Origin of the sequence: Neisseria shayeganii, from assembly GCF_014054965.1 — a bacterium.
In the GTDB taxonomy this organism is placed as follows: Bacteria; Pseudomonadota; Gammaproteobacteria; order Burkholderiales; family Neisseriaceae; genus Eikenella; species Eikenella shayeganii.
In genome coordinates, this window is sequence record NZ_CP059567.1 from 2,059,230 (window position 1) to 2,081,333 (window position 22,104).

The 22,104-nt window shown below is 60.9% G+C and carries 21 protein-coding genes and 2 pseudogenes; 9 read left to right on the forward strand and 14 right to left on the reverse strand.

Going from position 1 to position 22,104, the window contains the following annotated elements:
- Window positions 1-36 precede the first annotated feature (36 nt).
- From H3L94_RS10080 to parC, 3 genes are read right to left on the reverse strand one after another with little or no spacing between them, the layout of a single operon-like run.
- The gene (locus H3L94_RS10080) at window positions 37-1,596 is read right to left on the reverse strand and encodes a sigma-54-dependent transcriptional regulator (RefSeq protein ID WP_182121910.1); all 1,560 of its coding nucleotides are present in this window, start codon (window positions 1,594-1,596) and stop codon (window positions 37-39) included.
- Window positions 1,589-3,187: a two-component system sensor histidine kinase NtrB gene (locus H3L94_RS10085; protein ID WP_182121911.1), complete on the reverse strand. Its 1,599-nt coding sequence runs from the start codon at window positions 3,185-3,187 to the stop codon at window positions 1,589-1,591. Before H3L94_RS10085 ends, H3L94_RS10080 begins: the two co-directional genes overlap by 8 nt.
- Window positions 3,184-5,487 (reverse strand): DNA topoisomerase IV subunit A, encoded by a 2,304-nt coding sequence (gene parC / locus H3L94_RS10090; protein WP_182121912.1) that lies wholly within the window; start codon window positions 5,485-5,487, stop codon window positions 3,184-3,186. The genes H3L94_RS10085 and parC overlap by 4 nt, the downstream gene beginning before the upstream one ends.
- Before the next feature lie 147 nt (window positions 5,488-5,634).
- Between parC and H3L94_RS12665 the strand changes: the two are divergent.
- Window positions 5,635-5,808, forward strand: a pseudogene (locus tag H3L94_RS12665) (lipoprotein signal peptidase); the annotation flags it as partial.
- A gap of 118 nt (window positions 5,809-5,926) precedes the next feature.
- Here the strand turns inward: H3L94_RS12665 and ftsZ are convergent.
- The 11 genes from ftsZ to H3L94_RS10145 form a co-directional block, all read right to left on the reverse strand.
- A complete protein-coding gene (ftsZ, locus tag H3L94_RS10095; RefSeq protein ID WP_182121913.1) occupies window positions 5,927-7,099 on the reverse strand; it encodes a cell division protein FtsZ in 1,173 nt (390 codons plus the stop codon).
- A 101-nt stretch (window positions 7,100-7,200) separates the two neighbouring features.
- Entirely contained in the window at window positions 7,201-8,433 is a 1,233-nt protein-coding gene (gene ftsA / locus H3L94_RS10100; protein ID WP_009118973.1) for a cell division protein FtsA, read from the reverse strand.
- A 69-nt stretch (window positions 8,434-8,502) separates the two neighbouring features.
- On the reverse strand, window positions 8,503-9,273 hold the full coding sequence (locus H3L94_RS10105) for a cell division protein FtsQ/DivIB (RefSeq protein WP_182121914.1): 771 nt from the start codon (window positions 9,271-9,273) through the stop codon (window positions 8,503-8,505).
- On the reverse strand, window positions 9,257-10,168 hold the full coding sequence (locus H3L94_RS10110) for a D-alanine--D-alanine ligase (RefSeq protein WP_182123159.1): 912 nt from the start codon (window positions 10,166-10,168) through the stop codon (window positions 9,257-9,259). Before H3L94_RS10110 ends, H3L94_RS10105 begins: the two co-directional genes overlap by 17 nt.
- 314 nt (window positions 10,169-10,482) lie before the next feature.
- Window positions 10,483-11,487: a hypothetical protein gene (locus H3L94_RS10115; RefSeq protein ID WP_182121915.1), complete on the reverse strand. Its 1,005-nt coding sequence runs from the start codon at window positions 11,485-11,487 to the stop codon at window positions 10,483-10,485.
- A 231-nt stretch (window positions 11,488-11,718) separates the two neighbouring features.
- Entirely contained in the window at window positions 11,719-12,750 is a 1,032-nt protein-coding gene (locus tag H3L94_RS10120; protein ID WP_182121916.1) for a hypothetical protein, read from the reverse strand.
- Window positions 12,747-14,153, reverse strand: coding sequence for a UDP-N-acetylmuramate--L-alanine ligase (gene murC / locus H3L94_RS10125; RefSeq protein ID WP_182121917.1), 1,407 nt, complete (start codon window positions 14,151-14,153; stop codon window positions 12,747-12,749). Before murC ends, H3L94_RS10120 begins: the two co-directional genes overlap by 4 nt.
- Before the next feature lie 172 nt (window positions 14,154-14,325).
- Entirely contained in the window at window positions 14,326-14,952 is a 627-nt protein-coding gene (locus H3L94_RS10130; RefSeq protein WP_182121918.1) for a DUF2459 domain-containing protein, read from the reverse strand.
- Between the two features lie 55 nt (window positions 14,953-15,007).
- On the reverse strand, window positions 15,008-15,844 hold the full coding sequence (locus H3L94_RS10135; RefSeq protein ID WP_182121919.1) for a 23S rRNA (adenine(2030)-N(6))-methyltransferase RlmJ: 837 nt from the start codon (window positions 15,842-15,844) through the stop codon (window positions 15,008-15,010).
- 123 nt (window positions 15,845-15,967) lie between these two features.
- Window positions 15,968-16,732 (reverse strand): amino acid ABC transporter permease, encoded by a 765-nt coding sequence (locus H3L94_RS10140; protein WP_009118981.1) that lies wholly within the window; start codon window positions 16,730-16,732, stop codon window positions 15,968-15,970.
- Window positions 16,733-16,785: 53 nt separating this feature from the next.
- On the reverse strand, window positions 16,786-17,043 hold the full coding sequence (locus H3L94_RS10145) for a hypothetical protein (protein ID WP_182121920.1): 258 nt from the start codon (window positions 17,041-17,043) through the stop codon (window positions 16,786-16,788).
- Between H3L94_RS10145 and ribF the strand changes: the two genes are divergently transcribed.
- From ribF to gluQRS, 8 genes and pseudogenes are all read left to right on the forward strand, one after another.
- Complete coding sequence (ribF, locus tag H3L94_RS10150; RefSeq protein ID WP_182121921.1) at window positions 17,020-17,949, forward strand: bifunctional riboflavin kinase/FAD synthetase; 930 nt, start codon at window positions 17,020-17,022, stop codon at window positions 17,947-17,949. The two genes, H3L94_RS10145 and ribF, sit on opposite strands and share 24 nt — an antisense overlap.
- Window positions 17,950-18,119: 170 nt before the next feature.
- Window positions 18,120-18,752, forward strand: a complete 633-nt coding sequence (upp, locus tag H3L94_RS10155) for a uracil phosphoribosyltransferase (protein WP_182121922.1) — start codon at window positions 18,120-18,122, stop codon at window positions 18,750-18,752.
- Window positions 18,753-18,786: 34 nt separating this feature from the next.
- Window positions 18,787-19,473 carry a tRNA (adenosine(37)-N6)-threonylcarbamoyltransferase complex dimerization subunit type 1 TsaB gene (gene tsaB, locus H3L94_RS10160; RefSeq protein ID WP_182121923.1) on the forward strand — a complete coding sequence of 229 codons (687 nt, stop codon included), beginning with the start codon at window positions 18,787-18,789 and terminating at the stop codon, window positions 19,471-19,473.
- Complete coding sequence (gene rimI / locus H3L94_RS10165) at window positions 19,470-19,913, forward strand: ribosomal protein S18-alanine N-acetyltransferase (protein WP_182121924.1); 444 nt, start codon at window positions 19,470-19,472, stop codon at window positions 19,911-19,913. Before tsaB ends, rimI begins: the two co-directional genes overlap by 4 nt.
- Window positions 19,907-19,991, forward strand: a pseudogene (locus tag H3L94_RS10170) (uracil-DNA glycosylase family protein); the annotation flags it as partial. The gene rimI and the pseudogene H3L94_RS10170, both read left to right, overlap by 7 nt.
- A gap of 293 nt (window positions 19,992-20,284) precedes the next feature.
- The gene (locus H3L94_RS12670; protein ID WP_244958898.1) at window positions 20,285-20,896 is read left to right on the forward strand and encodes a uracil-DNA glycosylase; all 612 of its coding nucleotides are present in this window, start codon (window positions 20,285-20,287) and stop codon (window positions 20,894-20,896) included.
- Window positions 20,897-20,921: 25 nt separating this feature from the next.
- Window positions 20,922-21,152: a hypothetical protein gene (locus H3L94_RS12895; RefSeq protein WP_342355410.1), complete on the forward strand. Its 231-nt coding sequence runs from the start codon at window positions 20,922-20,924 to the stop codon at window positions 21,150-21,152.
- A 3-nt stretch (window positions 21,153-21,155) separates the two neighbouring features.
- On the forward strand, window positions 21,156-22,061 hold the full coding sequence (gene gluQRS, locus H3L94_RS10175; protein ID WP_182121925.1) for a tRNA glutamyl-Q(34) synthetase GluQRS: 906 nt from the start codon (window positions 21,156-21,158) through the stop codon (window positions 22,059-22,061).
- The last annotated feature ends 43 nt before the right edge of the window (window positions 22,062-22,104 follow it).

Sequence of the window (22,104 nt, forward strand, 5' to 3'; positions counted from 1 at the left end):
GGCTACCTGAAAAGCGGGAAACCAAGGCGAAGGGCATTATTCGATGTTCAGGCGTTCCATGCGGTAGCGCATGGAGCGGAAGCTGATGCCGAGCAGTTTCGCGGCCTGAGTGCGGTTGTAACGGGTTTTCTGCAGCGCCTGCTCAATGATGGCGCGTTCGACATCGTCAAGATAGTCTTGAATCTGGGTGCGCCCCAGCACGAAGTCGGCCAAGCCGCCCACCGCTTCGCCCGCCTCGGCCGCCGGCACGGCTTCCTCGGCCCCGCCGTTGGCGGCGGCCAAGGCGCTGCCCCAGTCGTCCTCTTCCTGCAATAGCGGCGAACTGGTGAGCTGCAGGTCTTGTGCGTCGATGGTTTGGTTGACCGCCAAAGCCACCGCGCGCTCGAGAATGTTTTCCAGCTCGCGGAAGTTGCCGGGATAGCTGTATTGCAGTAGGGCCTGCTTGGCGGCCTGAGTCAGCTGGTAGTCGCCGCCCTGGCGGTGTTTGCGCAAGAGCTGCATGATCAGCTTGGGCAGGTCTTCGCGCATTTCGCGCAAAGGCGGCATGGTGAGCGACACCACGTTGAGACGGTAAAACAAGTCTTGGCGGAAAGCACCTTTGGCCACCAAGGCGGCCAAATCTTTATGGGTGGCGGAAATGATGCGCACGTCCACCTTCACTTCCTGCGCATCGCCGATGCGGCGCACGGCTTTTTCCTGAATCGCCCGCAGCAGCTTCACCTGCATGTGCAGCGGCAGATCGGCCACTTCGTCGAGAAACAGCGTGCCGCCGTGGGCGTGCTGGAAAAAGCCCAAGCGGTCTTGGTCGGCGCCGGTAAAGCTGCCTTTTTTGTAGCCGAAAAACTCGCTTTCCATCAGGTTTTCCGGAATTGCCCCGCAGTTGACCGCCACAAAAGGCTGCTCGCGGCGGTCGGACAGCTCGTGAATGCTGCGCGCGGCCTGCTCTTTACCGGAACCGGATTCGCCGGAAATATAAACCGGCACCGTGGTGTGGGCGAGCTTGCGGATCATCTGCCGGGCTTCTTCAATCTGCGGCGAATGGCCGATGAGGCGCGGAATGTCCTTTTGCCCTGCCGGCGGCGCGGGCGGCGGAACGGACGCTGCGGCCTTAGGCTGCGGCGACGCGCGTTTGGGAGCCGGCGCCGGCGGCGGCAAAATCTCCTCTGCCGCAGATGGCTCCGGCTCGGGATCGGATGCGGGCGGGCGGCGGTCTTCTTCGTTGATTTTCACCGCCGACTTGACCAAAGTGCGCAGCTGGGCCAGCGTGATCGGTTTTTGCAGATAGTCGAAGGCGCCGGCTTTGATGGCCTGCACCGCCTGATCGGCATTGCCGAAAGCGGTGATCACCGCCACCGGCACATCCAAAGCCTGCTCGTTGATGTATTCCACCACTTCCAAACCGGAGCCGTCGGGCATCCGCATATCGGTCAGCACCAAGGAGAATTTCTTTTCGGCCAGCCATTGTTTGGCGGCCGCCACGCCGTGGGCGGTTTCTACCGACAAGCCCATTTTCATCAGCGTCATTTCCATCAGATCGCGGATGTCCTGCTCGTCGTCCACCACCAAAACGGGTTTTTGCAAGCTGTTTTTATTCATCGTTTTCCCTCGGCAAAATCAGTTCGAAGCCTTTCACGGCCGGATGGTAATCCAACTGTCCCAAATTGGCGTGCGCCAGTTCGCGGGCCACATAGAGACCCAAGCCGGTGCCTTCGGCACGGGTGGTGAAAAACGGCTCAAACAGCTGGGCCTGATTTTCCGCCGGCACGCCGGGGCCGTCGTCAATCACCATCAACGAAACGGCATGCCGATCCTGTAACGGTTTGACCAATACGGTAATCGAGCCTTTTTGCTGGCTGCCATGCTGCCAGGCGTTGTTGAGCAGATTCCACAAAATCTGTTGCAAATGAGCGCTGTCAAAACGCACTTTCACAGGCGAACCGCCGCTTTCCATATGAAAGCGGATACACGGTGCGGCTTGGGGGCGGATCAATAGGAATTCGTTTTTGAACGCCAGCCAGAAGGCCATCAAATTGATGGTTTCCGGATTCAAACGGTCGCTTTTGTTCAAGCTCGACACTTCTTCCAGCATTTTATCGATGCGAGCGATGTTGTTGTCGATGATGCCGTGCAGCTTGGCGGTAAGCGGATTGTCGTTGTCTTCCGAAAGCAGCCCGTTGGATTGGCGGATGGCGGAGAGCGGATTGCGGATTTCATGGGCCAGATTGGCCGTCAGCTGGCCCAAAGCCGCCAGCTTGGTGGACAATGCCTCGGCAGCCAAGTCTTTTTGCGAACGGATGAACAGCATCAGCAGCGATTCGTCTTCGCGTACCAAGGGGCGGGCACGTATCTGTACCGCCTGTCCGTCGATTTCGGTACGGGTCACAAAAGCACGGCTGGGATAGCGCTGCCAACGCTGCACCAGCCACGCAAAGGCTGGCGCCTGTTGCTCGCGCTGCAACCACGGAAAATAATTTTGTGCCTGGCGGTTCATCAACCATACCCGCTGTCCGACATCCAATACCACCACCGCTTCGTTCACGTGGTTCAGCACCAATTCGTTCAGACCTTTTAGCCGGTCGAATGCGCGGCGGTGCCGGCTCAGGCTGCTGGTGGCCTTATTGAGGAAAGAGGCGGAGAACGAAGTCAGCACCGCCACCAGATAACAGCTGCCGCTGAGCACCACGGTCTGCACCATAAAAGAAGCGTCGCTGTCGTCTTTAAACGGCCAATACAGCATACCGGTGCTCAGCAGCAACAACATAACCGCATAAGACGCATACAGCAGCGAGTAACGTCCGTAGCTCATCAGGCAGGACGTAACCAAAAACGGCAGAATCAAAATCCCCAAACCGCTGCCCACGCCGCCGCCGATGTGCATCAGCCACGCAATCATGGTGATGTCGGCCACCGCCCGGGCATTCGGCATTTGGGTGCCCTGACGCTGCCAGTTGGGGGCAAACAGACTGATCAAAATCAGCGTGCCGTACACCACCGCCCATAGGTAAAACGGGGCGCTGAACAACGGCAGAGCGCGCAGCTTCAAGCCGATCTCGTCGCCATACGTGCTGACCAACACATGAAAAGTGACCAGCGATAACAACAGGCTGACCCGGGCAATATTCATCAAGCCGGGTAAACGCTCCAGCTGGCGGTCCCAGTCTTCCTGTGTTGGCGCCGTTGCGTTCATGACGCCTCCCCAAGCCCGTTCAGGCTACCTGAAATATCCAGCAGCCGGCCTTTACGGCCGCGTTTGTTTTCAATATCGGCTACCCGCAGCCGCTCTTGGCGAACCGCACCGCGTTTGCCCGTAATGTGGGCCACAAATTCCGGCGTTTCCACCAAAACCGCCGCCTGCAAACGGTCGCCTTCGTTCAAACCGATCAGCTGCAGGCCGCGGCCCTTGGCCATCACTTTCAATTCGCCCACCGCAAAAGCCAACAGGCGTTTTTCCGCGGTGGCCAACACCAGCCGGCTTTCGGGCCGGATCAGCGCCGAAGGCGGTAAAGGCAGAGGCGGCAGCAGACGCTCGCCCGCCTCCAGTTTCACCACTTCTTTGCCCGTTTTGATGCGGCTGATCAAATCGCCGAACTTGACGATGAAACCGTAGCCGCCGCTACCGGCCATCAGGAAGAGCTGCTCCGGCGTACCGGTGAGCAAAGCGGCCACTTCGGCACCGCTTTGCCATTCCACCAGCGAGGCCAGCGGCACGCCGTCGCCCCGTCCGCCGGGAATCTCGGCTGCGTCCACGGTATAGCTGCGGCCCAAGTCGTCCACCACCACCACCGGCTGCACGGTGCGGCCTTCCAACACCTGTCTGAGACTGTCGCCCTCTTTGAAAGCGGTTTGGCTCAAATCGAGGTTGTGGCCCGCACGGCTGCGTATCCAGCCTTTGTGCGACAAAATCAGGGTGACCGGCTCGTCGGCCGTGGTGTGCGTGAGCGCGGCACGGCTGGCCTCTTCGACCAAGGTGCGGCGCGGGTCGCCGAACTGCTGCATATCGGCCTGCATTTCTTGGATAATGAGCCGGCGTTTTTCGTTTTCATCACCCAATACGCTGTTCAGGTAGCCTGCTTCTTCGCGCAAATCGGCCAGCTCTTTTTCCAGCTTGAAGCCTTCCAAGCGGGCCAACTGACGCAGACGGATGTCCAGAATGTCTTCGGCTTGGATTTCGGTGAGACCGAAGGCGGCCATCAAATCAGGTTTGGGCTCGTCGGATTCGCGGATGACCCGAATCACGTCGTCGATGTGCAGGAAGGCAATCATGCGGCCTTCCAAAATATGGATGCGTTTTTCCACCTGGCTTAAACGGTGCCGCAGGCGGCGCGTGACGGTGCGGATGCGGTAATCCAGCCACTCCTGCAGAATGGTTTTCAGATTTTTCTGCGCCGGCCGGTTGTCCAGGCCCATCATCACCAAATTCACCGGCACATTGCCCTCCAGCCCGGTTTGCGCCATCAGGGTGTGGGCGAATACCTCCGGATCAATACGGCCGGATTTCGGCTCGAACACCAAGCGCACCGGGTGCGTGCCGTCTGACTCGTCGCGCACTTTTTCCAACAGGTCGAGCAGCAGTTTTTTGGTATTCAGCTGCTCTTGGCTCAACTGTTTCTTGCCGGCTTTGGGCTTGGGATTGGTTTGCTCCTCAATTTCAGCCAGAATCTTCTGTGCACTGGTATGCGGCGGCAGCTCGGCCACAATCAGACGCCATTGCCCGCGTGCCAGTTTTTCGATTTCATAACGCGCCCGTACCCGCACACTGCCCTTACCGGTTTCGTAAATTTGACGCAAATCTTTGGCGGAGGTGATGATGTGGCCGCCGCCGGCAAAATCCGGCGCTGGCACATACTGCATTAAATCGACCACCGCCAGCTGTGGCTGCTCCAATAAGGCGATCGCCGCACGGCCGACTTCGTTGAGATTGTGTGAGGGAATTTCGGTGGCCAAACCGACGGCAATACCGGAAGCGCCGTTCAGCAGCACCATGGGCAGGCGGGCGGGCAGCGACACCGGCTCTTCAAACGCGCCATCGTAGTTCGGCACGAAATCCACCGTGCCCATATTGATTTCGGAGAGCAGCAGTTCGGCAATCGGCGTCAGCCGCGCCTCGGTATAGCGCATGGCCGCCGCGCCGTCGCCGTCACGCGAACCGAAATTACCGATGCCGTCAATCAGCGGATAGCGCAGGGTAAAGTCTTGCGCCATCCGCACCATGGCGTCGTAGGCGGACGCATCGCCGTGCGGGTGGTATTTACCCAAGATTTCACCCACCACGCGCGCGGATTTCACCGGTTTGGCGCCATTCACCAAACCCATATCGCGCATGGCATAGAGAATCCGCCGCTGCACCGGTTTCTGGCCGTCGCCTACATCCGGCAGGGCACGGCCTTTCACCACGCTCATGGCATACTCCAAATAAGCGCGCTCGGCATATTCACCCAGCAGAAGCGTATCCTCACCGCCAAGGGCGGCACTCAGGTGTTCAGACATAAAATGATGACTCACAAACTGAAACCGTCGTATTGTAAAGCAAGCATACGGTTTCAGGTAGCCTGATGCCTGCGCATGGCGCCGCCGTGCACACCCACAACACTCCCCACAAACGGCATCTGCAGCGCATTTCTGCGCTCTACGTTTATGCCACAGGGTACTTACCCGCTTGCCTATCTGAGACCTTTGCAAAACCCCCATCTGCGGCGCATTTCTGCGTTGTGTGCTGCTCACTCGCTTGCCTATCTATGTGATATGTCTTCGCTCGCTGCGCTGCTACGCCTTGAACTGCATCCACATCTGGGGGGTTTGCAAAGGTCTCTATCTGTCTGCTATTCGTTTTCTCTCAAATTCCTAGAACGTGGAAAAACAAAAGCAGACAACCAACAAAAAACCTGCCCAAGCGGCAGGTTTTTTGTTGGTCAAGCCCAAGCAGGCATTAGTCGGCCTGACGGCGGATGACCGCAGGAATTTCAAAATCATCCAGCACAGATTGGTTGGCAAAATCGGCAGCGGCCAAGTTCAGGGTACGGGCGCTGCGGCCGGAACGGATCACGCTGTCGATTTCGGGGAATCCGCCATCGGTGCCGGTGGCTTGGGCGGCTTTCACCATGCGCAGATTGTTGTGTTGCGCATGCTCGCCCTGTTCTTTCAAACCGGTGGCGATGATGGTGACACGGATTTCGCCCTCTTCCATAGAGACATCCTCCGCCGTGCCGTATTTCAGTTCGGCATCGGGATGGGCATACTCGCTCACCACCGACATGATTTCCTTATACTCTTTCATGGTCAGGCATTCCGGCGCGGTGGTAATGTTCACCAAAACGCCGCGCGCGCCCTCCAAAGTCACATTGTCGAGCAGCGGGCTAGCAATCGCCTGCTCGGTGGCCAAACGGGCGCGGTCGATGCCGTGCGCCTGACCGGAACCCATCATCGCCATGCCCATGATGCCCATCACGTTTTTCACGTCGGCAAAGTCCAAGTTGATCATGCCGGGGCAGGTCACCACTTCGGTAATGCCGGCCACCGCATTGCGCAGCACATTGTCGGCAGCGCGGAAGGCTTGGCGCACGGTCACGTCTTCGCCCAAAGCGCTCATCAGCTTGTCGTTGGGGATCACAATCAAGGAATCCACTTGGTTTTTCAGGGTTTCCAAGCCTTCTTTGGCGATATTGATGCGCTTGCCTTCGTGCTCGAAGGGGCGGGTGACCACCGCTACGGTAAGAATACCCATTTCGCGGGCGATTTCGGCCACCACGGGAGCGGCGCCGGTGCCGGTGCCGCCGCCCATACCGGTGGTGATGAACAGCATATTGGCGCCTTGAATGGCTTCGGCGATGGTTTCACGCTCTTCCAAAGCCGCGTTGCGGCCCACTTCGGGGTTGGCTCCCGCACCCAAACCTTTGGTCAGGTTGGTGCCCAACTGGATGCGCTTGGGGGCTTTGTTGCCTTGCAGGGATTGGGCATCGGTATTGGCACTGATGAATTCGACACCTTGAACGGTGTTGTCAATCATATTGTTGATGGCATTGCAGCCGCCGCCGCCGATTCCGATTACTTTGATGACCGCAGGGCTGGTTGCCGATTCGACAACGTCATAAACCAATTGCATTGAACACTCCTTATTGCACCTTGCCGAAGGCTACCTGAAAACGTAAAAACGCCCGCATTATATCGTTCCGGCCTGTATTTGTGTGGAAATTTTACGGAAAATCAAAAATTGTTTTTCACCAGATCAATCAACCGGCGGAAGATCGAATCACCGGTTTCCGGACGGCTCAGATGGTAGCCGTGCACGTTGCGCTGCTCGACCGCGGTTTGCAGCAGGCCGATGGCGGTGGCGTAGCGCGGATTGCGGATGCGCTCCGACAAGCCACCCATTTCCTGCGGCACGCCGATACGGGCGGGCAGGTTGAACACCTCCTCGGCCAAATCCACCACGCCGGACAACAAAGATGCGCCGCCGGTCAGCACCACGCCGGAAGTCAGCACTTCTTCGGGAAAGCCGGAACGGCGCAATTCGTTCAGGGTCAATTCCAAAATCTCCTCCACCCGCGGACCGATCACGCTGGCCAATACGCGGCGCGAAATCTGACGCGGGCTGCGGTCGCCCACGCTGGGCACCTCTACCATTTCGTCCAAACCTTCGCCGCTGGCCAAGGCCACGCCGTGATGGATTTTGATGTATTCGGCAGCGCTGTAAGGGGTGCGCAGGGCTTGGGCCAAGTCCTTGGTAATCAAATCGCCCGCCACCGGAATCACAGCGGTGTGGCGGATGGCGCCGTTGGTGTAAACCGCAATGTCGGTGGTGCCGCCGCCGATGTCGATCACGCACACGCCCAACTCTTTTTCGTCTTCGGTCAGCACCGCCTGCCCGCTGGCCAAGGGTTGCAGCATGATGTTGTCGATGTGCAGGCCGCAGCGTTCCACGCATTTCTGGATATTCTGCATCGCCGTCACCGCACCGGTAACAATGTGGATGCGCGTATCCAAACGCACGCCGCTCATGCCGATCGGTTCTTTCACGCCGGGCTGGTTGTCGATGATGTATTCCTGTACCACGGTGTGTAGAATTTGGTGGTCCGGCGGAATATTAACCGCCTTGGCGGTTTCGATGGCGCGGTCGATGTCGGCCTGCATCACTTCGCCCTCTTTGATTTTGACCACGCCTTGCGAATTCATGCTGCGGATGTGGTTGCCGGCAATACCGGTGATGACGCTGTCGATCTGGCAATCCGCCATCAACTGCGCTTCCTCCACCGCTTGGGTAATCGCTTGGGCGGTGGCGTCGATATTGGTCACCATGCCCGCCTTCAGGCCGTGCGAAGGGGCCTGCCCCAAACCGATGATATGGACTTCATTGTCGTCCTGCACTTCGCCGATCAGCGCGATGACCTTGGAAGTACCGATGTCCAGCGCCCCCACCAACTGTTTTTCTTTTGCCATAATTTTCCTATTCCACTTCCACTAATCCGTTATGTTTGCCGCTCAGGCCACTTGAAGCCCGATGCCGCCTCAGGGCTCGGCATCGCCGTGTGGGTTTGCGGCCGATGCCGCCTGCTCCGGTACCGCCGGCGTTTCCTCACCGCTACGGTAGCGTACAGCAAACCCGTCTTTATAACGCAGGTCCACATAGCGCACGCTGTCGGCACGGCTGTGCAGCACCTCATGCCAGGCCTGTACGAAACGGCGCAAACGGCTCTCCGCATCCAAACGCCCCAAGCGCAACACCAAGCCGTTGTCCAGGGTGAGGGTGCGTGCGGCGCGCTGCCCGTAATCCAAACGCTCGATTTTCAAGCCGGTCGGTTCCAAAATGGCGCGAAAGCGGTCGTATTCTTCCACCATGATTTTGCGCGCCCCGGCGGCACCCGAGAACACCGGAAACGGCTCGTCGGTGGGCGCATCAAAGGCCCTGCCCTCACTGTCCACCAAGCCGCCGCCTTCCCACCGCGCCACCGGCTGACGCTCGCTTACTTGGATCTGAACGGTATCCGGCCACATACGGCGGATCTCCACTTCAGCCACCCAAGGAAGGGCTTCAAACGCCTCGCGCGCGGCATGCAAATCGGCTTTAAAAATATTGCCGCGGATGTGCCGCTGAGCGGTCTGCTGGAGTTGGGCGGCATCCAAGCGTTGCAGCTGGCCGTCGATTTTAACCGATTTGATCGGAAAATACGGCGAATTCATCATCCACACCACGGCCGCGGCCAACAGGCTGAGCACCACCAGCACATATAAGCCGTTGTTGATGCGCTTGAGCGCACCGGCGTTATCCCACAGTCGCATGGCGCAAAATTTCAAGGCATAAATCGGCAAAATCCCAACCGGCCTGCGCCGCTGCCTTCGGCACCAGGCTGTGGTCGGTCATACCGGGCACGGTATTGATTTCCAACAGATAAAGTTTGCCGTTGCGGTCTTTCAAAAAGTCCACCCGCCCCCAGCCTTTGCCGCCCACCGCATCAAATGCGGCCTTGGCCAAGCGGCGGATTTCCGCTTCCTGATCGGCATCCAAATCGCTCGGGCACTGGTACACCGTGTCGTCACGGTGGTATTTGGCTTCGTAATCGTAAAACTCGTTGGCCGGAATGATGCGGATGCTCGGCAGCGCTTCCTGCCCCAATATGGCACAAGTGTATTCGCCGCCGTCGATGCAGCGCTCGGCCAAAATCTCGCCGTGCAGATGTTTCACCTCATCCAACACGGCGGGCAGGCGGCCGGCTTCTTTCACTTTCACCACGCCGACGCTGCTGCCCTCAGTAGAGGGCTTCACAAACAGGGGCAGGCCCAATTGCTGCTCGACTGCGGCAAAGTCGCTGTCTTCGCGCAACACGGCAAACTCCGGCACCGGCAAACCCAAAGCCAGCCACACCAGCTTGGTGCGGTATTTGTCCATACCCAAGGCGGAAGCCGCCACGCCGCAACCGGTGTAGGGAATGCCCAAGGCATCCAATACCGCCTGCACCGTGCCGTCTTCGCCGTAAGTGCCGTGCAGCACATTGAAGGCTACCTGAAAGCCCTGCGCCTTCAGCTGCCAGATGTCCTGCTCTTTGGGGTCGAAGCCATGGGCATCCACGCCTTTGCTGCGTAAGGCCGCCAATACCGCCGCCCCGCTTTTGAGCGACACTTCACGCTCGGCGGAAAAACCGCCGTACAAAACCGCCACTTTGCCGAAATCCTGCATCATCACTTCCTCAATCCGTTGCGGCACGCCAAGCCACACTTATCTGCCTAAATTTATCTAAATCTCTAAGCCCTAACTTCAGGCAGCCTGCCGCAAAGCAAGGCTACCTGAAGCAGACTCCGTCCCAGTCTGCCGCCTGAGAGCCTGTGCATCTTCTTCTGGCGCGGCGGTTTGCCGATACAAGACCTCAAATACCAAGCGCAATGCGCATAAAAGCGGACACCTTGCCAGCCTATTGCTGATCCTCTGCCGATAACGCGGCAGATGCCGGTTTTAACCAAAAATACCGCCGCAACGCTTGGTGACGGCACGCCCTAGGACAGTATGCGGTAGTGCGCCCAAGTCGGATCGTATTCACAGCCACACACCGCACCGATCCGCCTGAAGCGGGCGCACAGCACCCTGGCCTTCGCCAGCAGCGCTGCCGGCTCTGCCGTTACCGCATACACCGTACGCAGACCATGTGCATCAGTCCGCTCCAGCGTACCAATGCCGTTTTGCCGCACTTGCGCCTCCGCATAAAACGCTTGCGTCAAGCTCTCGGCCGCCGCCTTGTCGTCCAAATGGCAAGACAGCGATACACACCAGGCCATGTCTGCCCGACCAAACAAAGCAGCGGCTGATTCGTTGCGCACAAAGTCCACCGCATCCAGCCCGGCTGTCTCGTCCGCTTCAGCCCGATAGCCGGCATATCGCCAAGCGGGTGGCGGATACAGGCCGTTGCGGCCCCAGCCGCGCCATAAGGCATCCAGCTGTTCAGGCAGCCCGTAAAGCGGCACCGCATCGGCAGCAGGATCCGCAGAAAAATCCACCGCACCGATCTTCACCGCCGCATCCCATTCACCCACCACATGATCCAGCAGCACCAAGGTCATATTCTTGGCATGCGCCCACATGGCGGTATCTATGTGTTTCGCAAACGCCACTTGCAAAGCCACCCGTTCCCGGCGTTCGGTGCAGCGCACCCAAATATCGGCCGTTTCCAATGACAAACCGGCCATGCGGATAAGCAACTCCCGGCCGGATCCGGCCGCACGCCGACGAAAGCCGCGCACGCAGTAAGCCGTTGGCGGAGCGGTATCCAACAAGGCCTGCACTTGCGGAAAATGCGCCAAGTCTCCGTTGGCGGTGAATACCAGACAGGCATCATCCGAACCGTCTGCCTCCCCCTCCAATTCCAGCAGCACCCGGCGGCAATGCCGCTGCAAAACGGTGTTGGCGGCATGTACAAAGCACCCGGCATCCATGCCGCGCCAGGCTGGTGACTCTTGCTGCCAATCCGACCAAAAAGCCCGGGCATTGGCTTGCCACTGCGCCAAGCGGCTTGCGTCTCCCTGTTCTGCCGGCCAAGCTTTCCGTCGGCCGGCAACCGATCTCCTTAGTGCCTCCATCTTACGTTCTCCTATCGCATCGGCCGCCAAAACGGCGGCTTTTCTTTAGTTTCAGACAACCTTGATGTGGTTCTGAATTTTATTTTTATTAATGATGATGTTACGGCTATTAAATATGACAAGACGGCAATAGACAATACCAGAAAAACACGCCAAAACTTAAAAACGGTAATGCCGCCAGGAAGGGTCGAACTCACAGGCCGCACTCGCATTCAGGCGCACATAACGATCGGCGATTTCCTCTGCTGCCGCCAAGGCCGCCTCCGGGGACGATGCCATGCCGCACACCTGATAAGCGCCCTCCACCAAATCGGTGTACGCCGTGGTCACAATGCCCTGCCCGTCACGGCCGACCGCAGCACCGAAAGCAGATTCGATTTCCGCCGTCCAAGCCAAACTCATCTCGTCATATACCTCGCAGCTGAGGCTGACACACCAAGCCATATCGGCCCGGCCGAGCAGGGCGGCGGCAGACTCGTTACGCAACAGCACCGGCGGCCGCAAACCGCCCGCTCTTTGCCCTTCATACACAGAATAATCATGCTTGGCCCACGGATACACCCCGTTGCGGCCCAAATCTTGGCGCCACATCGCGTCAAACACCGCCGGCAACTCGACCAGCGGCACCGCCCCGGCAGGCATCTCGGCCACCAGCTCGATGGCCTCCACTTTCACATTCAAATCCCACTGCCCCAAGGCATCGGCCAGCAGTTGCCATACCGCCACATGCTGGCCGCGGTGGGTGGGCGGCAAACCGTTTTCCACCCGCACCGCCAACACCAGCAAGCCGCCGCCGCCCACCGAGCAGGCTACCTGAAGCTGGCTGCCGCGCACATCTGCGCCGCCGAAGGCCGAGCGGCGCTGCGCCAAACCGGCCGGCGGGCGGCGGAGCAGCAGTGCCTGAAGCGCAAAAGGCAAGGGAGGCGCCTCTTCCGCCAATAAAACGGCATCGGCCATCGGCGAAATCTTGTTGGCGCTGCTTAAGGCTACCTGAAACGCTTGACCGGCAGCATCTTCGTCTGCAACCTGCAGGGATACCTCGGGAAAATAACCGTGCAGCAAACGGTTGCCTTCCCTGGCCAGCTCGCCGGCAGAGAGCGCATGCCACGGCACGCCGGCCTGCTGCCATGCCTGCCAAAACGATGCCGCACGGGCTCTCGCCGCCTGCCGCCGGCTCAGGAAATCGCTCATTTGGGGCGGCCGCTCAAATCAATCAGGGCCTGCGGCACTTTGTTGATGCTGCCCGCACCCATGTTCAACAGCAGATCACCGTCTTTCAGAATCTGCAGCAGGGTGGGCGCCAACTCGTTTACGCCGCCGCAATACACGGTTTCCAGCTTGCCGCGCTGATGGCGCAACACCTGAGCCAAAGCCGGGCTGTCGGCATGCGGGATCGGGGCTTCGCCGGCGGCATACACATCGGTCAGCACCACGCTGTCGGCGGTATTCAGCACATTCACGAAATCGTCGAACAAATCGCGGGTACGGGTGTAGCGGTGCGGTTGGAAGGCCAGCACCAAGCGTTTGTCGGGATACGCGCCGCGGGCGGCCGCCAGTGTGGCAGCCATTTCCACCGGATGGTGGCCGTAATCGTCGATCACCAAAGCCGAGCCGCCTCCGGGCAGCGCGATGTCGCCGTAGCTTTGGAAACGACGGCCCACGCCGCCGAAATCCGCCAAGCCGCGCTGAATCGCCTCCACCGGCACTTCGCATTCCAAAGCCACGCCGATGGCCGCCAAGGCGTTGAGCACATTGTGGCGGCCGGGGAAATTCAGGCGCACCGCAAACGGCGCCACGCTGCCGTCTTTCACATGGACGGTGAAACACATCTGCGCGCCTTCGCTGCGCACGTCGGTGGCATAAATATCGGCACTGTCTTCCAAACCGTAGGTGGCGAACGGCTTTTTCACCTGCGGCAGAATGGCGCGCACGTGTTCGCTGTCGATGCACAAAAACGCCTTGCCGTAAAACGGCATACGGTGGATGAATTCCACAAAGGCCTGGTGCAGCTTGTCCACGCTGTGGCCGTAGGTGTCCATGTGGTCGGTATCAATATTGGTCACCACCGACATCACCGGCGTCAGATACAGAAACGAAGCATCGGATTCGTCGGCCTCGGCCACGATGTATTCGCCGCCGCCGAGCTGGGCATTGGTGCCGGCGGCGGTCAGTTTGCCGCCAATCACAAAAGTGGGGTCCAAACCGCCTGCCGCTAGAATAGAGGCCGTGAGACTGGTGGTGGTGGTTTTGCCGTGGGTGCCCGCAATCGCAATGCCTTCGCGGAAACGCATCAACTCGGCCAACATCAGCGCGCGCGGAATCACCGGCACCTTGGCCGCCAGCGCCGCGGCCACTTCGGGGTTGTCCTGCTGCACCGCGGTGGAGGTCACCACCACATCGGCGCCGGCAATATGTTCGGCGGCGTGGCCGGCAAACACGCGGATGCCCAAACCGGCCAAATGGCGCGTGACGGCGCTTTCAGACTGGTCGGAACCGGAAACGATGTAGTTCAGATTGTGCAGCACTTCGGCCAGGCCGCACATGCCGGAACCGCCGATGCCGACGAAATGGATGTGTTTGACGCGGTTTTTCATGGGTAACTTCCAACAGACAACGGTGCCGCCCAAGCGGGCCGCAAACAAAGCCGTTATTGTAAAGGCGGCATGGCGGATATGCCATGCTTGAAATGTAAATTGGCATTTACACGAAACAGGCTACCTGAAAACCTTTTCAGGTAGCCTGTTGCCCGGCCTGCCGGGCGCGCGCCTAACGTGCCGACAGCAGCGGGCGGTCGAAAGGCGACCACAAAGGCACGGGCACGCCGATGCGGTACAGCCGTTGGCGCATCCATTCGTTACAGGTCAGCCAAGGCTGGTAGCGTCCGTGCGCCGGATAAAAATCGGGATAATCCCGCAGCGGGCGCGTGCCGTCGAACTGCGCCGCCAAATCGGCCGCCAGCAAACGGTATTGCGCAGCGCTGAGGCGGATGGCCCGGCTGGCGGCGGAAGGCGGCGGCGCCTCGCCGGCCCATACCTGCAAAGCACTGTCATCGAAAGCCAGGGCTTTCAACGCGGTTTGCGGCGTCAAATCCGACCATTGCGGCACTTGGGTATAAAACGTGCGGCTGCCCCAACCGATATACACATAGGGCTGTTCGCGCCAGGCCGGCTGTTTCAGGTAGCCTGCCCAGTCGAAATGGCGGTTGCGCACCGGCACGGCGATGTTGATGTGCACGCCGTTGCTGAGCAGATACACCGTTTCCCCTTCGCCCACCTCCGGCGCCGGCACCGCCGCCGACACCGTAATATAGGCCGACACCTCGGCCGCCGCCGCATACAGCAGCGGCAACAGCAACACACCGAACACTATCCGTTTGAACACGCGCCCAATCATCTTCCGCTCCGATACCCGCCCGCCTGCCGAAGGCTAGATGACACCCCTCCCCGCTTCACACCGCCTGCCGTTCCAGCAGATAGCGTGCGCCGTTATCTTGCGCCAAACGTTCGGCCAACACCGGCAGCGCCGCCTGCAGTTGGTCGTGCAGCACATAGGGCGGATTGACCACCCACATGCCGCTGCCGTGCATGCCGAAACCGTCGGCGCGCGGCGCATGCACATACAGCTCCGCCCGCAGCCAGTTTTCCGCGCCGCTTTTTTGCAGCACGGCCGGCAGGCTCAGACTTTCCTCACGCGACAAACAGGGATACCACAACAAATAGCAGCCGTTGGCAAACCGCTTGCGCGCCGCCTGCAGAGCCTGCACCACCCGTGCATAATCCTGTTTCTGTTCGTAAGGCGGGTCCACCAGCACCACCGCGCGGCGCGTAGGCGGCGGCAGCAAGGCGGTCAGCCCGGCATAACCATCGGCCTGCTGCACCACAATGCGGCGGTCGCCGGCCATATTCTGCTTCAGCAAGGCGGCATCGGCCGGGTGCAGCTCGAACAGGCGCAAACGGTCGCTTTCGCGCAGCAAATGCTTGGCCAACCAAGGCGAGCCGCAATAGGTGTCCGGCTGCGGCAACACCGCCTGCACATACGCTAAAAACGCCACCAAGGGTTCGGGCAGCGCAGCGGCATCCCGCAAACGGCCGATGCCCGCGCGGTATTCACCCACTTTCTGCGCCTGTGGCGCCGACAAATCATACAAACCCGCACCGCTGTGGGTGTCGATATACCAATAGGGTTTGTCTTTTTGATTGAAGTAGCGCAACACCAAAAACAGCGTCAGGTGTTTGAGCACATCGGCGTGGTTGCCGGCATGGAAGGCATGGCGGTAGCTGAGCATGGCAGGGAAACGGCAAAATGAAAGAAAAGCGGATTGTAACCGAAACCGCCCGCCGCCAAGCGCGGGCAAAACACAGGCTACCTGAAAGGTTTCAGGTAGCCTGTGTTTGTTTGCTCGGCCAAATCAACGTTCGTGGCTGACGCTGTATTTCTTCTCCAACCAAGAGAGCAGCGCGGTAAGGCCCATGATCATTACCAGATACACCAGCGCGATGAAGTAATACGGCTCTTCATACACCGAGTAGCGGCCGGAGGCGCTTTTCGCCACATAGGCCAGCTCGGCCACGGCAATGGCCGACACCAGCGAGCTGTCTTTCAGCAGAGTGATGAATTCGTTGCCGAACGGCGGCAGCATGCGGCGCACTGCCTGCGGCAGGATGATGTAGCGCATGGCCTGCACATAGCTCATGCCCAGCGAGCGGGCCGCTTCCATTTGGCCGCGGTCGATCGACTGGATGCCGGCGCGGAAAATTTCGGTGATGTAGGCGCCGGCATTCACCGACAAAGCCAAACCGCCGGCAATCAGGGCGGCATAGTTCTGGCGCAGATAAGCCGCGGTGTCGCCGCTGATCAACAGGCCGTGCTGCGGGTGCACCACAAAGGGCGACCAAATGTGGTACCAAATAAAAATCTGGATAAACAGCGGCGTGCCGCGAAAGAGGGTGAGGTAGAGCCAGGACAGCTGCTTAAGCACCCACACCACCGCGCGGGTAAAGAAATTGCCCTGCTCCACTTTAATCACCCGGATCAGGGCATTGATCAGGCCCAGAATGGTGCCGAACACCACCGCCACCACGGTCAGGCCCAGGGCGGTCAGCGCGCCCTTGAAGAACATCTCGCGGTATTCGTAAATGATGGGGAAATTCTGTTGGAAGAATTCTGCAATCATGATGGGGTTTCCTTTGTTTTTTTGTGTTTTATCGGCAACGGCCAAGGGCCTGCTCAATCGGACGGCAGACGGCCTGCACGTTTAGTTTTGTAAAAATCGGCGGCTATTGTACAAGAAAACCCACGCACTGCAACGGCTAATTCGGCAGCAGGCAGCCATTTCTGCGGCAGCCCGCTGATCGCTAAATGATTGTGCGGGCGCAGCAAAATAGATGCTCCACCCCTCCAAAGCTGGTTTCTCCTCCACACAGGGTTTACAATACGCCCTTTTTTGCCCGCCACTTTGCCATGATTATCCGCTTCGGCAACCACACTCCTTGGCCGCACCCGCACGGCAGCGCCGTCACCATCGGCAATTTCGACGGCGTCCACCTCGGCCACCGCCACATTTTCCAACGCCTGAAACACGAAGCGCAGGCGCGCGGGCTGCCCGCCGTGGCCGTGGTGTTCGAACCGCAGCCGCAGGAATTTTTCAGCCGCCGCAACCACACCCCGCCGCCTTTCCGCCTCAGCCCGCTGCGCGACAAACTGCGCCTGTTGCGCGACACCGGCTGCCTGGATGCGGTTTGGGTGCTGCGTTTCAATCAGGCGCTGGCCGCGCTGAGCGCGGAAGACTTCATCGGCCAACTGCTGCTGCGCCGCCTCGACACCCGCTACCTGCTCATCGGCGACGACTTCCGCTTCGGCGCCGGCCGCCGCGGCGATTTCACCCTGCTGCAAAGCTGCGCCGACATGGTAACCGAACGCACCCCTTCCGTGATGGTGGAAAACATCCGCGCCAGCAGCACCGCCGTGCGCCAGGCGCTGCATCAGGGCCGCTTGGCCGATGCCGCCGCCCTGCTCGGCCACCCCTATTCCCTCAGCGGCCGCGTGATGCACGGCGCCAAGCTCGGCCGCACCCTCGGCTGCCCCACCGCCAACATCCATCTGCCGCCGCACCACTATCCGCTCAGCGGCGTATTTGTGGTGGAAGCCCACGGCCCCTTCGGCAGCCGCCGCGGCGTGGCCAGCTTCGGCCTCAACCCCACCGTTCCCGGCAGCGCCAAACAAAAACTGGAAGTCCACCTTTTCGACTTCAACGGCCAGATTTACGGCAGCCGGCTGCGGGTGGACTTTCTGCACAAACTGCGCGACGAGCAGAAGTTCGACAGCCTCGAAACCTTACAGCAGCACATCTGGGCCGATATGGACGCCGCCCGCAACTGGAGTCGCACATAAGCCGCCTGCTCTTTTGAAATGAAAGACAAGCGAGCGCACACAACCCACACCGCCCGCCAACAAAAGGCTACCTGAAACCCCTTCTGCTTTCAGGTAGCCTTTCCCGTCCGAAACCCCGCCGTTGCCGCTATAATAATGCCCGTTTTCCCCCTTTCCCCGCGAGAGACAGCATGAATATCACCGTGATCGACCACCCCTTGGTCAAACACAAACTCACCCTCATGCGCGAAGCCGAATGCAGCACCTACCGCTTCCGCACCCTCACCAAAGAGCTGGCACGCCTGATGGCCTACGAAGCCAGCCGCGACTTCGAGCTGGAAAACCTCGACATCGAAGGCTGGTGCGGCAGCATCGCCGGCCAGCAGATCAAAGGCAAAACCGTTACCGTGGTGCCGATTCTGCGCGCCGGCTTGGGCATGCTCGACGGCGTGCTCGACCTGATTCCCACCGCCAAAATCAGCGTGGTCGGCCTGCAGCGCGACGAAGAAACCCTGCAGCCCGTGTCGTATTTCGAAAAACTGGTCAGCAAAATGGACGAGCGCCCCGCGCTGATTCTCGACCCCATGCTCGCCACCGGCGGCTCCATGGTCGCCACCATTGATCTGCTGAAGAAAAAAGGCTGCCGCCACATCACCGCCCTCGTATTGGTGGCCGCGCCCGAAGGCATGAAACTGGTGAACGACGCCCATCCCGACGTCAAAATCTACACCGCCGCCCTCGACAGCCACCTCAATGAAGACGGCTACATCATCCCCGGCCTGGGCGACGCCGGCGACAAAATCTTCGGCACCCGCCAAGACTAAACCGCCCCCAAGGCTACCTGAAACCCAATCCACCATGCCCCAACCCGATTTTTCCCGCCCCATTCTGGCCGTCGATACCGGCACCGCCTATCTGTCGCTCGCCCTGCAGGCAGACGGGCAGCTGTATGCCGAACACCTTGAAGCCGGCAACCGCCAATCGGAACAGATTCTGCCGCGCATCGCCGGCCTGCTGGCCCAAGCCGGCATCGGCGCCGCCGACTTGGGCACCTTAGTTTACGCCCAAGGGCCGGGCGCCTTTACCGGCCTGCGCATCGGCGCCGGCGTGGCGCAGGGCTTGGCCGCGCCCTTCGATTTGCCCTTAATCGGCATCCCCTCGCTGGACGCCGCCGCCGCGCTCTGCCCCGGTCGCCCCGCCGTGCTGGCCGCCACCGACGCACGCATGGACGAAGTGTTTTACGCCTGGTACGACACCGAAAACGGACAGCGCCACAGCCCCTACCAAGTCGGCCCCGCCCACGGCATCCGGCTACCTGAAAGCCTGAATGGGCGCGAAGTATGCGGCATCGGCAACGCCTTCGCCCTGGCCGAGCCGCCGCCCTTCCCCGGCCGCAGCGAGATGCCCACCGCCGCCGACTTCCTCCGGCTCGCCCTAAGCGGCCGCTATCCGGCCGTGGCCGCCGCCGAAGCCGAACTGCTGTATGTGCGCGACAAAGTGGCGCTCACCGCCAAAGAACAGGCCGAGCGGCGGGCGGCCAAATGATTGTCCGCGCCGCCCGCCCCGACGACTGCCCCGCCCTGGCCGAATTGGATGCCCTCTGCAACCCCTCGCCCTGGTCGGCCCGCCAGTTTGCCGCCTGTTTGGCACACGCCCACGAAACCGTGCTGCTGGCCGAACACGGCCGCGAACTGGCCGGGCTGATGGTGTGGCAGAAAATCGTGGACGAGGCCGAACTGCATCTGATCGACACCGCCCCCGCCATGCGCCGCCGCGGCGTGGCTTCCTTGCTGCTGCAACAGCTATTTGCGCAGGCCGCCGCCCAAGGCGTGCGCCGCATTACGCTCGAAGTGCGCCGCAGCAATTTGGCCGCACAAGCGCTTTACCGCCGCCACGGTTTCCGCGAATGCGGCCGCCGCCCGAACTACTACCCGCTGCCCGACGGCAGCCGCGAAGAAGCCATTCTGATGGAGAAACCATGCTGAGCAGCCGCTATCTGCACCTGCACGAAGCCCTCGGCTTGGGCCCGATGTGGCTCAAGCGCGGCGCGCATGTGCGGCCGGCCGGCACAGCTGCGCCAACGCCAGCTTCGCCTGTTGCGGTAAGCAACCCGCCCGCCGCCCCAGCACCCCAGCCCGCCGCATTGTCGCCGGCAGCAAGCATACCCGCCGCTTCGGCACATACCGCACAAGCGCCTGTTAGCGCGCCCGACACGCCGCTGCCGCCGCAACAACAGCCGGCAAACCAAGCCGCGCGCACCTCTTCAACAGACGCGGCACCCCGCCGCCGCACCAGCCCGCAAGGCGCTGCCCTGTTGAACGATCTCGACCAGCGAACCGACGGCCATGCCGGGGCCGTGCCCGAACCGCCGGCCGAAACCGCCTTGCAAGCGGCCCAGCGTCTGTGGGCAGCCCGCACGCCCGCCACCTTCACCGACTTAGCTCAACTGCGCCAACAAGCGGCCGGCTGCACCGCCTGCAAGCTGCACAGCGAACGCAAACAGGCGCTGGCTGGCAACGGCGCCCTACCGGCCCAAGTTTTGGCGCTCAGCCTCAATCCTTCCCTGCACGACGACGACACCCGCCAACTGTTCAGCGGCAGCCACAGCCGCCTGCTCGACAATATGCTGGCCGCGATTGGGCTGGATGCGGCATCGGTGTTCCGCACCGCCTGGCTGCGCTGCACCCCGCGCATTTCGCTCAAACCTTCGCCCGCAGAGCAAGTGGCCTGCGCCGCCTTTCTGGAACAGGAATGGGCTTGGGCGCAGCCGAAAGCCGTGCTGCTGCTGGGCGACGGCTTCCGCGATGAGGTGCAGCAATGGCTGGTGAAACAAATCATCGGCCCCACCCCCTGCTTCATCCTGCCGCATCCGGCCGTGCTGCTGCGTCAGCCCTTGCTGAAAGCCCAAGCCTGGCCGGTGTTGCAAGCCTTGCGCAGCACACTCGACCACGCCCCGCAGGCTACCTGAAAGCTTTTCAGGTAGCCTGAGACCTTTGCAAAACCCCCATCTGCGGCGCATTTCTGCGTTGTGCGCTGCTCGCTCGCTTGCCTATCTATATGATATGTCTTCGCTCGCTGCGCTGCTACGCCTTGAACTGCATCCACATCTGGGGGTTTTGCAAAGGTCTCAGCCTGCGAACCGGCGGCAATCAGCTCCGACAGCCCCCCTTGCCCCACCCAGCCATTCATCTTATCCGCCACCTTTCCACCCGGCTTTCAGGTAGCCCATGAGCTATATCGGACGTTTCGCCCCCAGCCCCACCGGCCTCTTGCACATCGGCTCGCTGCTCACCGCACTGGCCTCCTATGCCGACGCCCGCGCCCACGGCGGACGCTGGCTGCTGCGCATGGAAGACCTCGACCCGCCGCGCGAAATGGCCGGCGCCGCCGACCACATCCTGCACACCTTGGAAGCTTTCGGTTTCGAATGGGACGGCGAAGTGGCCTACCAAAGCCGCCGCCACGCCCTCTACCGCAACGCGCTCGACACCCTCCGCCAAAAGCAGCTGGTCTATCCCTGCTATTGCAGCCGCAAACAATGGCAAGCGCACGCCCGCCCCGGCGCCGACGGCCCGGTGTACGACGGCCGCTGCTTCCGCCGCCCGCCCGACTCCGCCGACAAAGGCAAAACGCCGGCCTGGCGGCTGCGCGTGCCCGACGCCGACATCGGCTTTGCCGACCGCATTGTCGGCCGCTACCGGCAAAATTTAGCGCGCGACATCGGCGATTTCGTGCTCCTGCGCGCCGACGGTTTCTGGGCCTACCAACTTGCCGTGGTGGCCGACGATGCCGAACAGGGCATCACCCACATCGTGCGCGGCCAAGACCTGCTGGTCTCCACCCCGCGCCAGATTTATCTGCAACAGTGTTTGGGCCACCCCCAGCCCGCCTACGCCCACCTGCCGCTGCTCACCAACGGGCACGGCCAGAAATGGTCGAAACAAACCCTGGCCCCTGCTTTGGATCTGCACCGCCGCGAAGCCCTGCTGCGCGAAGTGGCCGCCTATCTACGCCTGCCGCCCGCTCCGGCGGTGGACAAACCGCAAGACCTGCTCGCCTGGGCGGTGGCCCACTGGCAGATGGAACGGGTGCCGCCCCATTCCATCGACACCACCGCCCGGCAGGCTACCTGAAACCCTTCAATCTAGAGAAAGACCGCCCATTACCACCCTGCTC